This is a genomic window from Micromonospora sp. DT63 (genome assembly GCF_049841615.1).
Lineage (GTDB): Bacteria > Actinomycetota > Actinomycetes > Mycobacteriales > Micromonosporaceae > Micromonospora.
Map to the genome: position 1 here is coordinate 167,282 of NZ_JBNCKQ010000001.1, position 12,097 is coordinate 179,378.

At 70.0% G+C, this 12,097-nt stretch carries 12 protein-coding genes; 5 read left to right on the forward strand and 7 right to left on the reverse strand.

Translation table 11 applies throughout. The features are described 5' to 3' along the window. The first annotated feature begins 19 nt into the window (after nucleotides 1-19). Nucleotides 20-1,258: a cysteine--1-D-myo-inosityl 2-amino-2-deoxy-alpha-D-glucopyranoside ligase gene (gene mshC, locus ACLQ27_RS00830; RefSeq protein ID WP_425865305.1), complete on the forward strand. Its 1,239-nt coding sequence runs from the start codon at nucleotides 20-22 to the stop codon at nucleotides 1,256-1,258. A gap of 274 nt (nucleotides 1,259-1,532) precedes the next feature. Here mshC and ACLQ27_RS00835 read toward each other — a convergent pair whose 3' ends face one another. Continuing rightward, entirely contained in the window at nucleotides 1,533-2,324 is a 792-nt protein-coding gene (locus ACLQ27_RS00835; RefSeq protein ID WP_425865306.1) for a GntR family transcriptional regulator, read from the reverse strand. 123 nt (nucleotides 2,325-2,447) lie between these two features. Then, nucleotides 2,448-3,317 carry a PAC2 family protein gene (locus ACLQ27_RS00840; protein WP_007459801.1) on the reverse strand — a complete coding sequence of 290 codons (870 nt, stop codon included), beginning with the start codon at nucleotides 3,315-3,317 and terminating at the stop codon, nucleotides 2,448-2,450. Nucleotides 3,318-3,579: 262 nt separating this feature from the next. Here ACLQ27_RS00840 and metH point away from each other — a divergent pair, with 262 nt between their 5' ends. Beyond that, on the forward strand, nucleotides 3,580-7,095 hold the full coding sequence (metH, locus tag ACLQ27_RS00845) for a methionine synthase (RefSeq protein WP_425865307.1): 3,516 nt from the start codon (nucleotides 3,580-3,582) through the stop codon (nucleotides 7,093-7,095). A gap of 154 nt (nucleotides 7,096-7,249) precedes the next feature. Here metH and ACLQ27_RS00850 read toward each other — a convergent pair whose 3' ends face one another. Continuing rightward, nucleotides 7,250-7,945, reverse strand: a complete 696-nt coding sequence (locus ACLQ27_RS00850) for a hypothetical protein (protein WP_425865308.1) — start codon at nucleotides 7,943-7,945, stop codon at nucleotides 7,250-7,252. 97 nt (nucleotides 7,946-8,042) lie between these two features. Between ACLQ27_RS00850 and ACLQ27_RS00855 the strand changes: the two genes are divergently transcribed. Continuing rightward, nucleotides 8,043-8,738: a VOC family protein gene (locus ACLQ27_RS00855; protein ID WP_357490214.1), complete on the forward strand. Its 696-nt coding sequence runs from the start codon at nucleotides 8,043-8,045 to the stop codon at nucleotides 8,736-8,738. A 60-nt stretch (nucleotides 8,739-8,798) separates the two neighbouring features. Here ACLQ27_RS00855 and ACLQ27_RS00860 read toward each other — a convergent pair whose 3' ends face one another. The 4 genes from ACLQ27_RS00860 to ACLQ27_RS00875 all read right to left on the reverse strand — a co-directional run bounded on the left by ACLQ27_RS00860 (nucleotide 8,799) and on the right by ACLQ27_RS00875 (nucleotide 11,234). Further along, on the reverse strand, nucleotides 8,799-9,311 hold the full coding sequence (locus ACLQ27_RS00860; protein ID WP_425865309.1) for an NUDIX domain-containing protein: 513 nt from the start codon (nucleotides 9,309-9,311) through the stop codon (nucleotides 8,799-8,801). A gap of 88 nt (nucleotides 9,312-9,399) precedes the next feature. Beyond that, entirely contained in the window at nucleotides 9,400-9,753 is a 354-nt protein-coding gene (locus ACLQ27_RS00865; RefSeq protein ID WP_425865310.1) for a hypothetical protein, read from the reverse strand. A gap of 63 nt (nucleotides 9,754-9,816) precedes the next feature. Continuing rightward, nucleotides 9,817-10,476 (reverse strand): MSMEG_1061 family FMN-dependent PPOX-type flavoprotein, encoded by a 660-nt coding sequence (locus ACLQ27_RS00870; RefSeq protein WP_425865311.1) that lies wholly within the window; start codon nucleotides 10,474-10,476, stop codon nucleotides 9,817-9,819. A gap of 56 nt (nucleotides 10,477-10,532) precedes the next feature. Beyond that, nucleotides 10,533-11,234, reverse strand: a complete 702-nt coding sequence (locus ACLQ27_RS00875; RefSeq protein WP_425865312.1) for a VOC family protein — start codon at nucleotides 11,232-11,234, stop codon at nucleotides 10,533-10,535. Nucleotides 11,235-11,258: 24 nt separating this feature from the next. Here ACLQ27_RS00875 and ACLQ27_RS00880 point away from each other — a divergent pair, with 24 nt between their 5' ends. Together ACLQ27_RS00880 and ACLQ27_RS00885 are read left to right on the forward strand one after the other, a co-directional pair. Beyond that, nucleotides 11,259-11,456 (forward strand): hypothetical protein, encoded by a 198-nt coding sequence (locus ACLQ27_RS00880; protein WP_425865313.1) that lies wholly within the window; start codon nucleotides 11,259-11,261, stop codon nucleotides 11,454-11,456. A gap of 195 nt (nucleotides 11,457-11,651) precedes the next feature. After that, nucleotides 11,652-12,092 carry a VOC family protein gene (locus ACLQ27_RS00885; RefSeq protein WP_357490224.1) on the forward strand — a complete coding sequence of 147 codons (441 nt, stop codon included), beginning with the start codon at nucleotides 11,652-11,654 and terminating at the stop codon, nucleotides 12,090-12,092. Nucleotides 12,093-12,097: the final 5 nt, after the last annotated feature.

The window sequence follows — 12,097 nt, forward strand, 5'->3', positions numbered from 1 at the left end:
GGCTGGTTAGGCTGAGGCCATGGAGTCTTGGGCGGGACACGAGGTGCCACGGCTGCCGGGCAGGGGCGAGCCGCTGGCGTTGTACGACTCGGCGCGGCAGGGTGTCCACCCGAGCGAGCCGGCCGACGCGGGAAGCATGTACGTCTGCGGCATCACCCCGTACGACGCGACCCACCTCGGCCACGCCGCCACCATGATTACGTTCGACCTGGTGCAGCGGATGTGGCGGGACGCCGGCCGTCAGGTGCGCTACGTGCAGAACGTCACCGACATCGACGACCCGCTGCTGGAGCGGGCCGCCCGCGACGGCGAGGACTGGGTGGTCCTGGCGATGCGGGAGACGGCGCTGTTCCGCGAGGACATGGAGGCGCTGCGGATCATCCCGCCGGAGCACTACGTGGGCGCCGTCGAGTCGATCCCGGACATCGCCGACAAGGTCGAGGTGCTGCTCAAGGACGGCGCCGCGTACCGGCTCGACGACGGCACCGGCGACGTCTACTTCGACATCTCCGCCACCGGCCGGTTCGGCTACGAGTCCAACCTGACCCGCGAGCAGATGCTGGAGATCTTCCCCGAGCGCGGCGGTGACCCGGACCGCGCCGGCAAGCGCGACCCCCTCGACCCGCTGCTGTGGCGTGGCGCCCGCGAGGGTGAGCCGTCCTGGCCCGGCGGGGAGCTCGGCCCGGGCCGCCCCGGTTGGCACATCGAGTGCGCGGTCATCGCGCTGAACCTGCTCGGCGACCGGATCGACGTGCAGGGCGGCGGCAACGACCTGCTGTTCCCGCACCACGAAGCGTCCGCCGCGCACGCCGAGCGGCTCACCGGCCAGGCGCCGTTCGCCGAGCACTACGTCCACGCCGGGATGATCGGCCTGGACGGCGAGAAGATGTCCAAGTCGCGCGGCAACCTGGTCTTCGTGTCCCGGCTGCGCGCCGACAAGGTCGACCCGATGGCGATCCGGCTTGCGTTGATCTCCGGGCACTACCGCGGCGACCGCACGTGGACCGACGAGCTGCTCACGGCCGCGCAGGAGCGCCTGGACCGCTGGCGGCGGGCCGCCGCCGCGCCCGCCGGGCCGTCCGGGGCCGAACTGCTGGCCGGAGTACGCGAACGCCTGGCCGACGACCTGGACACCCCGGGTGCCCTGGCCGTGGCCGACCGCTGGGCCGACGCGACCCTGGCGGGCGCCACGGACGACACCGAAGCCCCCGCCCTGTTCGCCAAGACGGTCGACGCCCTCCTGGGCATCCACCTCTAACAGCAGCCCGCCCCCGCGAGCCCTCGCGCGCCCGTGGGGCGCCTCGCGCGCCCGTGGGGGCGTCGATCATGGAGTTGTGGTGGCCGGTGTGCGGTGCTGTGCCCGCTATGCGAAGCACCACAACTCCATGATCGATGACGCGACCGCCACACCTCTGCGTCGATCTTGCACTTGCTGTCGTGACGAAGGTTCCCTATCGGGGCAAAGTGGCGACCGAAAGTGCAAGATCGGCGGGGCGGGGCGGGGCGGGGCGGGGCGTGGGGTGGGAGCAGGGTCAGCCTAGGACCAGGCCGGGGTCGGGCTCCGGGTCGGGGGTTGGGCCGGGGATCTTGTATTCCTCGGTGAGGGTGGTCATCGGGCCGGGCCAGGTGGCCTGGGCCACCTCGATGGGCTTGCGGTTCGCGTCGTACGCGACGTGCAGCAGGTGCAGGACCGGAGTGTCGGGCCGGATCTGGAGGGTCTCGGCCTCTTCCCGGCTGGGCTGGCGGGCGCTGATCGTGTCGGTGGCCGAGACGTACCGCCGGCCGGTGGCCTCCTCGGCCTCCTGGTAGAGCGGCCGGCCGAACGCCTCGGCGCGCTCCAGCGAGGTGCCGGCGGTGTCGGCGGGCCGGAACCAGGAGGCGCCCACCTCGACGGGGGAGTCGTCGGTGCGCACGAGGTGGCGGCGGCAGAGCAAATCCGTGCCGTCGGAGACGCCGAACGCGTCGGCGACCTCGGCGGGCGCGGGGGCGCGGCCGACGGAGACGAGTTGTTGGCGGTACCGGGCGGCCAGGTCCGTGTGATAGCCCCGGAAACCGCCGTACCGGCCCCGGGAGAGTCGGTTGAGTCGGCGGCGGGTGCCCCGGACGTACGTACCGGAGCCGGGTTTGGTGATCAGGATGCCCTCGACCCGCAGTTGGTCGACGGCGCGTTGCACGGTCTGCTTGGCGACGCCGAACATCTCGGCGATGGCCGGGATGGACGGTAGGCGTTCGCCAGGCGCCCAGTCACCGCGGCGGACCTGGGCCTTGAGCTGCGCGGCGATCTGCCGGTGGGGGAACTCGGCCGCGCCGGGGTTGATCTGCACACCCGCCTCCTTGATCACATCTAGGTTCCTAGGATGCCGTAGAGGGTGTGACGACGCCACCCCGGACACGCCAAAACGGGCCCCCGGGACCACAAAAGGTCCGAGGGCCCGCCGTGAACGGTGCTACCAGGAGCCGGCGGTGGGGCCTGCCGAACCGCCCCGACGCCGCAGGTACTTCTCGAACTCCTGCGCGATCTCGTCGCCGGTCAACGGGGTGATGCCCTCATCGCCGACCCGTTCCTCCAGCTCGCGGACGTACTCGCCCAGCTCGGCGTCCTGCTCGGCGGCGCTGCGCACCCGCTGCTCCCACTCGGCGGACTCCTCGGCCAGGTCGGCCATCGGCACCGGCAGGTCGACGACCTCCTCGACGCGGTGCAGCAGCGCGAGGGTGGCCTTGGGGCAGGGCGGGTTGTTGGCGTAGTGCGGCACGTGCACCCAGAACGACACCGCGTCGACCTCGGCGCGGGCGCAGGCGTCGTGCAGCACGCCGACGATGCCGGTCGGCCCGTCGTAGCGGGTCGGGGTGAGCTGGTAGCGCTCCGCGGCCTGCGCGTCGGAGGCGCTGCCGCTGATCGGCAACGGCCGGGTGTACGGCACGTCGGCCAGCAACGCGCCGAGCAGCACCACCCGTTCCACCTCCAGGCTGTGGCAGATCTCCAGAACCTGCTCGCAGAACGTCCGCCACCGCATGCTCGGCTCGATGCCCCGGATCAGCACCACGTCGCGCTCGGTGCCCTCGGGGCTCGCGACCATGAACCGGGTCGTCGGCCACTCCACCCGGCGGGTCTCCCCGTCGGCCATGGTGATGGTGGGCCGGCTGACCTGGAAGTCGTAGAAGTCCTCCGGATCCAGCTCGGCGATCTGCCGCGCGTTCCAGACCTGTTCCAGGTGCTCGACGGCCGCGGTGGACGCGTCGGCGGCGTCGTTCCAGCCCTCGAATGCGGCAATGGCCACGGGGGACCGCAGTACCGGCAGTCCGTCGAACTCGGTCACGCCGTCACCTCACCCTGCTCGTCGCGGCCGACACCGGGACCGCGCCCGGTCGTCGGGCCGTGGTGCACGGTGGCGTCCCTGTTGTCCTTCACGTCCGCCAGCCTACGTGCCGGGCAGGGATGCGGCCCGTCGGCCGCGCCGGTCCGCCCGGTCCACCACCGGGCATACGGCGGCGAACCGGACAGCGTGATCCGCCCGACACAATATGGGATCGGGCGCGGACGGCGCTCGGGTTCGCGCAGGACCGCACTAACCTGAACGGGTGCGGACTTCGTTGCTGGATGTGCTGGCCGATCGGATCCTCATCGCCGACGGGGCGATGGGCACGATGTTGCAGGCCGCTGACCTCACGCTCGACGACTTCGACGGGCTCGAAGGGTGCAACGAGATCCTCAACGTGACGCGTCCCGACGTGGTGCGGGGGGTGCACGACGCCTATCTGGCCGCCGGCGCGGACTGCGTGGAGACCAACACCTTCGGCGCCAACCTGGCCAACCTCGGTGAGTACGACATCCCGCACCGCATCCGCGAGCTGGCCGAGGCCGGCGCCCGGATCGCCCGGGAGGCGGCCGACGCGGCCAGCACCCCGGCCCGGCCCCGGTTCGTGCTCGGCTCGATCGGGCCGGGCACCAAGCTGCCCACCCTCGGGCACGCCGGCTACGCGACCCTGCGCGACGCCTACCAGGAGAACGCCGCCGGTCTGATCGTCGGCGGCGCGGACGCGTTGATCATCGAGACCTGCCAGGACCTGTTGCAGGTCAAGGCTGCGGTCGTCGGGTCGAAGCGGGCGATGGCCGAGCTGGGGCAGCAGGTGCCGATCATCTGTCACGTGGCGGTGGAGACCACCGGCACGATGCTGGTGGGCAGCGAGATCGGCGCGGCCCTGGCTGCGATCGAGCCGCTCGGGGTGGACCTGATCGGCCTCAACTGCTCCACCGGCCCGGCCGAGATGAGTGAGCACCTGCGCTTCCTGTCGCAGCACTCCCGGATCCCGCTGTCGGTGATGCCGAACGCCGGCCTGCCGGTGCTGACCGCCGACGGGGCGTACTTCCCGCTGACTCCCGTGGAGCTGGCCGACGCTCTGGAACGGTTCATCACCGAGTACGGCGTGGGGCTCGTCGGCGGCTGCTGCGGCACCACGCCGGAGCACATCCGGGTGCTGGCCGAGCGTCTGCACGGCGTCACCGCCCCGGCGCGCGAGCCGCAGCACGAGGCGGGTGTCTCGTCGGTCTACCACCCGGTGCCGTTCGCTCAGGACGCGTCGGTGCTGATGGTGGGGGAGCGGACCAACGCCAACGGTTCCAAGGCGTTCCGGGAGGCGATGCTCGCCGGTGACTGGCGGGCCTGTGTGGAGATCGCCCGCAGTCAGGCACGCGACGGTTCGCACCTGCTGGACCTGTGCGTGGACTACGTCGGCCGCGACGGCACCCAGGACATGCGCGAGCTGGCCGGCCGGTTCGCCACCGCGTCCACCCTGCCGATCATGCTGGACTCCACCGAGCCGAACGTGGTGGAGGCCGGGTTGGAGATGCTCGGCGGCCGCTGCGTGGTCAACTCGGTGAACTTCGAGGACGGCGACGGCCCCGACTCCCGCTACGCCCGAGTAATGCCTGTCGTGCGCGAGCACGGCGCCGCCGTGGTGGCGCTGCTCATCGACGAGGAGGGCCAGGCGCGTACGAAGGAGTGGAAGGTCCGGGTCGCGGCGCGGCTGATCGACGACCTGACCGGCCGGTGGGGCATGGACCGCGCCGACATCCTGATCGACGCGCTGACGTTCCCGATCGCCACCGGTCAGGAGGAGACCCGCCGCGACGGCCTCGAGACGATCGAGGCGATCCGGGAGATCTCCACCCGCTACCCGGGGGTCAACTTCACCCTGGGCATCTCGAACATCTCCTTCGGCCTCAACCCGGCGGCCCGCCAGGTGCTCAACTCGGTGTTCCTGCACGAGTGCGTGCAGGCCGGCCTGACGTCGGCAATCGTGCACGCCAGCAAGATCCTGCCGATGTCGAAGATCCCCGACGAGCAGCGCGAGGTCGCGCTGGACCTGGTCTACGACAGGCGTCGCGAGGGGTACGACCCGGTGCAGCGCTTCCTGGAGCTCTTCGAGGGCGTCGACGTGACCAGCGCGCGGGCCACCCGGGCGCAGGAGCTGGCGGCGCTTCCGCTGGACGAGCGGCTCAAGCGGCGCATCATCGACGGTGAGCGCAACGGCCTGGAGGCCGACCTGGACGAGGCGATGGCCGGCGGCCGGTCCCCGCTGTCGATCATCAACGACATCCTTCTGGACGGCATGAAGGTCGTCGGTGAGCTGTTCGGCTCCGGGCAGATGCAGCTGCCGTTCGTGCTCCAGTCCGCCGAGGTGATGAAGACCGCTGTGGCGTACCTGGAGCCGCACATGGAAACCACCGAGGACGGCGGCAAGGGCCGGATCGTGCTGGCCACCGTGCGCGGCGACGTGCACGACATCGGCAAGAACCTCGTGGACATCATCCTGTCCAACAACGGCTACGAGGTCGTCAACATCGGCATCAAGCAGCCGATCAGCGCCATCCTCGACGCCGCCGAGCAGCACCGCGCCGACGCGATCGGCATGTCCGGGCTGCTGGTCAAGAGCACAGTCATCATGAAGGAAAACCTGGCCGAGATGGCCACGCGCGGGGTCGCGGAGCGCTGGCCGGTCCTGCTCGGCGGGGCGGCGCTGACCCGCGCGTACGTCGAGGACGACCTGCGGTCGATGTTCCCCGGGCAGGTGCACTACGCGCGGGACGCGTTCGAGGGTCTGTCCCTGATGGACAAGGTGATGACCGCCAAGCGCGGCGGCGCCCCGGTCATCGACCCGGAGCGCGAGGCGGCCCTGGCGGCCCGTCGTGCCCGCCGGGAACGACAGCGGTCCATGGTCACCGAGTCCCTGCCGGAGCTGCACGACTCGTCGGTCCGCTCCGATGTGGCGCTGGACGTGGAGGTGCCCACCCCGCCGTTCTTCGGCACCCGGGTGGTCAAGGGTGTGCCGATGGCCGACTACGCGGCGCTGCTCGACGAGCGGGCCACGTTCCGCGGGCAGTGGGGGCTCAACGGCGCCCGCGGCGGCAACGGCCCGTCGTACGACGAGCTGGTGGAGACCGAGGGTCGCCCGCGCCTGCGGTACTGGTTGGACCGGCTGATCGCCGACCAGATCCTCGAAGCGGCTGTGGTGTACGGCTACTTCCCCGCGTACTCCGAAGGCAATGACCTGGTGGTGCTCGACGAGAACGGGCACGCGGAGCGCGCCCGGTTCTCCTTCCCCCGCCAGCGCCAGGAGCGTCGGCTCTGCCTGGCCGACTTCTTCAAGCCCAAGGGCGACCAGCTCGATGTGGTCGCGCTGCAACTGGTCACCGTCGGGCAACCCGTCAGCGAGTACGCCGCGAAGCTGTTCGCCCGCAACGAGTACCGCGACTACCTGGAGGTGCACGGGCTGTCCGTGCAGCTCACCGAGGCCCTGGCCGAGTACTGGCACCGGCGCATCCGCGCCGAGCTGACCCTGCCCGACGGGCGTCCGCTGGGCCACGACGACCCGACGGACCTGGCGGGCATCCTGCGCAACGACTACCGGGGCTGCCGGTACGCGTTCGGCTACCCGGCCTGCCCCGACCTGGAGGACCGGGCGAAGATCGTGGACCTGCTGGGGTCAGAGCGGATCGGCGTGGAGCTGTCCGAGGAGTTCCAGCTGATGCCGGAGCAGGCCACCGACGCCATCGTGGTCCACCACCCGGAGGCGAGCTACTTCAACGCCAAGTGACGGCCGCAGCCTCGCTGACCTGCAATTACGGTCGAGCATCAGGTCAGCCTCGGCCTCTGACCGGGCCGGCCGGGCTGTCAGCGATGTCGTGTCTCAGGACCCGCGTGACAGATCAGTCTCAAGACGTGGGTGACACATTCGGCTGGATGCCCTCCTATCTGTGGCTCGACGGGGCCGTTGTAGACCCACCTGTCGCGCGCGGTGGCACGGAACCAGCGACGGCCCGTTCCGTTACTCCCGTCTCGGCCGCGTATCCGGGAGATTCGACCGCCGGTCCAAGCCAACCCCTGACGGTGGCTGCCACCGCGGCACGTGGCGGTTTGATCGGGACCATATGGCGGCCTTTTGACCAGACCAGCAGCATTTCTTCAGTGGTGCTGATCCTCGTCGTGACCATGGTGATCCGTCGGCCCTTCTGATCCCAGGTGTGCCACAACGCCCACCCCTGCGGCCGTGCCTCAACGCCGAGTCGCTCGCAGATGTCGATGTACTCCTGCTCGCTCAGGACGGTCGTGGGACGAACCAGGAGTGCTCCGGCTAGACCGACCAGCGGGGCGTCCGGTTCGACGCAGCCGTCATCCTCGAAGTGGTAGTGCCGCAGCTGGCGTCCCAGCGCGTTGACGGCACGCTGGAGAGGCGTCGCATCGTCAGGATCGGGATCAAAGCTCAGCCAGCCCTCGTCCAGCGCCCGATCGACGACGTCATTGGCAAGGAGCTCTATCTCGCGGAGGTACTCCGCGTCAGTTGGGTCGATATCCGGCACCAGTTCACCCTGCCAGGCGCGCTCACGGTCGTCCTCCCCATTACGTGCCACGCACGTCTGTTCTGGTGGCGGCGCAGCGACCGCCACCCGTGGCGTTCCCGCAACGCTGGCCGGTCTTCTTCCTGGCGCCGCACTTGCCAGCGTGCGGAACTCCCCCTCCAGGCGCGCATGTGAGGATGCCTACATGGAACGGACACTGGGGCGACGGGCGGCCTCGGACGCGGTAAGCGACCAGGGGTGGCGGTATTTGCTGGGCGCGTTGCGCACCTCGGTTCCCGTCGGTTCATTGGTCCAGGCAACCGAGGTGGTGGCTCGCGCGGTGGCGGCGTGCGGTAGCGACGCCGATCGGCACCTACGCGCTGACATCCGGCCGGACCGGGTGGTCCTGACTCTGCAGTCGTTGGATCAGGCGGCGCTTACCGCTTGCGACATCGACCTCGCGCATCGGCTTTCCGCCGCGATGCGGATCGTCGGGCTCCGGACGGATCCTGAGATTGGTACGGGAGCGCCGCGGTCGGTCCAGCTGGTGGAGATCGCTATCGACGCGCTCGACATCGCGGCGGTCCGGCCGTTCTGGAAGGCCGTGCTGGGCTACACGGATGAGGCGGGAGCCGACGGTCCCACGGATCCGATCGTCGACCCGGTCGGGCAGGGTCCGGCGATCTGGTTTCAGCACATGGATCAGCCACGCCCGGACCGGAATCGCATCCACTTGGACATCTGTGTCCCGCACGACGAGGCGCCACGACGGATCGAAGCCGCGCTGGCCGCCGGCGGTCGACTTGTATCCGCGTCCCATGCCCCCGCATTCTGGGTCCTCGCCGACATCGAGGGTAACGAGGCGTGTGTGACGACCTGGCAGGGCCGGGACGACTCGTAGACCGGGCTGACGCGTACGCCTCGAAAGCCACCGGGGACAGCTACGGCGGCGCGGGAAACCCTAGGCCTGTCGCGTGCCTGACGAAACCGTCCCAGCGCAGGCACGACAGGCGGACCTTGTTCCTCGGGCGTCCTGGTCGCCGTCGGTGGCATCCGACTGCCGGCGGTCGCACTCGAACTCAGGCAAAGCATGGACCATTGCCGCCAGGATGCCATGCGCGAGCGGAAGGCCGGCCAGCGCGCTGATCGCGAACCACGCCATGTCGTCGTGCTCCTCGGGTGCGCGGTTGGTCGGAGTGCCGGCCCAGTCCCCGATGTGCCAGACGCCCGCGTGAAGGGCGTCCGCACCAGTGCCGTCATGCACGACGCCCAGCCGTGCGGCGGACTCCGTCACGATGTGCACACCGAGTTCCTCGTGCATCTCGCGTCCGAGGGCCTGTAGTTCCGACTCACCCGCTTCGACCAGCCCGCCGGGCAGGTCCCAGACATCGGGGTAGGCCCGTTTGGTCGGCCTGCGGTGTACGAGCAGGACCGAGCCGTTTTCAACGAGTGCGCCCGTGACGACGACATGCATGGCGGGAGTAGAGCACAGGGATGCGACAGACTCGCCAGAGCCGAAGGGGGTGGAGCGTACCGCCGGCTCGGTGGCGATGCTGCCCGCGTTAGTGTTCCTCGATCATCGGCTCAGCCCAGGCCGCGTGACCGAACTCCCAGGTCCAGGTGATGCCGTCGGAGTCACCCGTGGCCAGGTTGGCGGCGGCGGCGATCAGATGTCGCCCTGCCGGCACGATGGCGACTCGCTGCCGGACTCGCTTCGCGTGGCGGATCCGGTACTTCAGGCCCTCGATGTCGACGACTCCGCACCCGTCGCCTGGCTGGTCGACGGCGGTCGACTCCACCGTGACGGGCCAGCCTTCCTTCTGGGCCTTGTAGAGCCAGACCTCGAAGGCGCGTTGCTTGCCGTCGTTCTCCGAGACCCGGGCGATGATCTCGATCGGGTCCGTCCGGTTGTCCATCGTTGTCCTCTTGCCGTGGGCGGGGAGTGCACCGTAACGGTCGGGCGCGCGGCGCGCGGCCTGTCACTCGTACCGGTACTTCAGCGCGTCCGCCTCGGCCTGCTCGATGTCGGCGATCGTCAGCTCCGGCATCCGCAGCTGGGCCAGCGTCACCTCGGCCGAGGTCGGCTGCGCGTCCGCTGGCAGCCACCGCTCCGGATCCCAGACTCCGGTGCGCAGGAGCGACTTGGGGCAGTGCGGGTAGACCTCGTCGATTCCCACCACCAGTGCACTGGCCGGCGGCTTGCCCACGGCGGTCAGCTGTGACAGCAGGTCGGGGCGAGTGGAGACGCAGGCCCGGCCGTTCACCCGAAGCGTCGTGGTGCGCCCCGGGATGATGAACAGCAGTCCGGCCCGTCCGGTGGCGATGACGTTCTGCAGAGTGTCCAGGCGCTTGTTGCCGGTCGCGTCCGGTATCGCCAGCGTCCGTGCGTCCAGGACGGCCACGAACCCGGCGGGGCCGCCGCGCGGGGAGACGTCGCAGTTGCCGTCGGCGTCCACGCTCGCGACCAGGACCAGCGATGCGCAGCCGATCAACGCTCGGGTCTGCGCGGTGAGTTCGGTCATCTGTTTCCGTACGGCCGCCTCGCTGGGTAGGGCGTAGGCCTGGCGCAGCGTCTGCTGGTCGGGCACGGCGTCGAGGCGGAGCGAGTCGAAGGCGGTGGCGGCAGGGGCTGGCGTCATGCCCCGACCCTATGGGGCACCCCGAAGCGGTGGGGCCCGTGCCTTCGGGCCGCAGCTCAGGGCGCTGCGCGGTCGCGGCCGACCCAGGTGGCGACGCACACCTCGTTGCCCTCCGCGTCGGCCAGAACCCACCACATTGGCGCGTGCGCGTCGGAGACCAGGTGGCCGCCGGCGGCCAGGGCGGCGGCGATGCGCGCCTCGGCCTGATCGTGCGGAACAGCGATGTCGAGATGCATGCGGTTGCGCTGCGGGCGGGGCTCGTCCATCTGCTGTACGCCGAAGCCGGGGCCGCGGCGCGACGGGTCGTAGAGGTAGTCGTCGCCGATCTGGGAGTAGCCGAGCACCGCACGCCAGAACGGCAGCACGTCGGCGCCGACGAGCGCGTCGAGGGTGAGATTGATGACCTGCACGGCGGTCGGATCGGCGGAGAGGCCCCGCTCCCTGGCGGCGGTCGAGATCCGCCGGGCCAGCCCGGCATCGCGCCGGGACAGGGACACGGTGACCCCGGTGCCGCGTAGGTCGATTGCCAGAATTCGCTGCTCGGCCTCGTCGACGAGTCGGCCGATCTCATCGACGAGAGCGATGCCCTCGGTCAACGATCCGGTGGGGAAATGGGCGGAGACCAGGTGATACAGGCAGCGCCAGTCCTCCACACCGTCGGCTGCGTGAAACTCACCTGCCGTGATCTGCCGAATCATGCCGGCGAACCTAACATCGGACGCCCCAACTCCGGGGGCGGTTGTCCTGGCGGCGACCATCGAGTGGACTCGTAGGATCTGCCGATGATCGAACCTTCGCCGGTCACCCGGTCGTCGCTGCGCCGTGTCTCGCCGATAGTGGCACCGATGTCGGTGGCGACACCTCCGGTCCGAGCCTGGTCCGACGAGCAGTGGAAGCGGATCACACTCGGTTACCGGGCCCGCGACATGGACGAGAAGTGGAACGTGTTCGTTGGCGCATCTCCGCGCTGGGGGCGCTGACCACTCAGGAGTCGGGACGCACCGACCTGCCCGCGGGGGTCGTCGAACACAGCGCGCTCGGGCTGAGATCACCTCGGTAGGTCGATCCGGCGATGCGACCCAACCAGGCCGCCATTGCGTGTCGAGAACGCCCTGGCGGCTTCGTCTCAGGGGAGGATGCGACCACGGCGGCGCACCAGAGCGAGGAGATCCCCCATGGCGATCCAGCGGATGGACAACGTCCTCATTGTTGTCAACGACCTTGACGCTGTCATCGCGTTCTTCGTCGAACTCGGCATGGAGTTGGAGGGCAGGGGGCCGGTCGAGGGGCGGTGGGTGGAGCGTGTGATCGGCATCGACGACGTCCGGCAGGAGGTGGCGATGCTGCGGACCCCGGACGGTCACGGCAAGGTCGAGCTGGCGATGTTCCACACGCCGAAGGCGATCAGCCAGGCACCGGAGAACGCGCCCGCGAACACGCTGGGGATTCGCCGGATCATGTTTGCCGTCGACGACATCGAGGACGTCATCGCCCGGCTGCGCGCCCACGGGGCCGAACTCGTCGGCGACGTCGAGCGGTACGAGGACATCTTCCTGCTCTGTTACGTGCGTGGCCCGGAGGGCATCATCGTCGGGCTGGCCGAACACCTCGACTGAGCCGC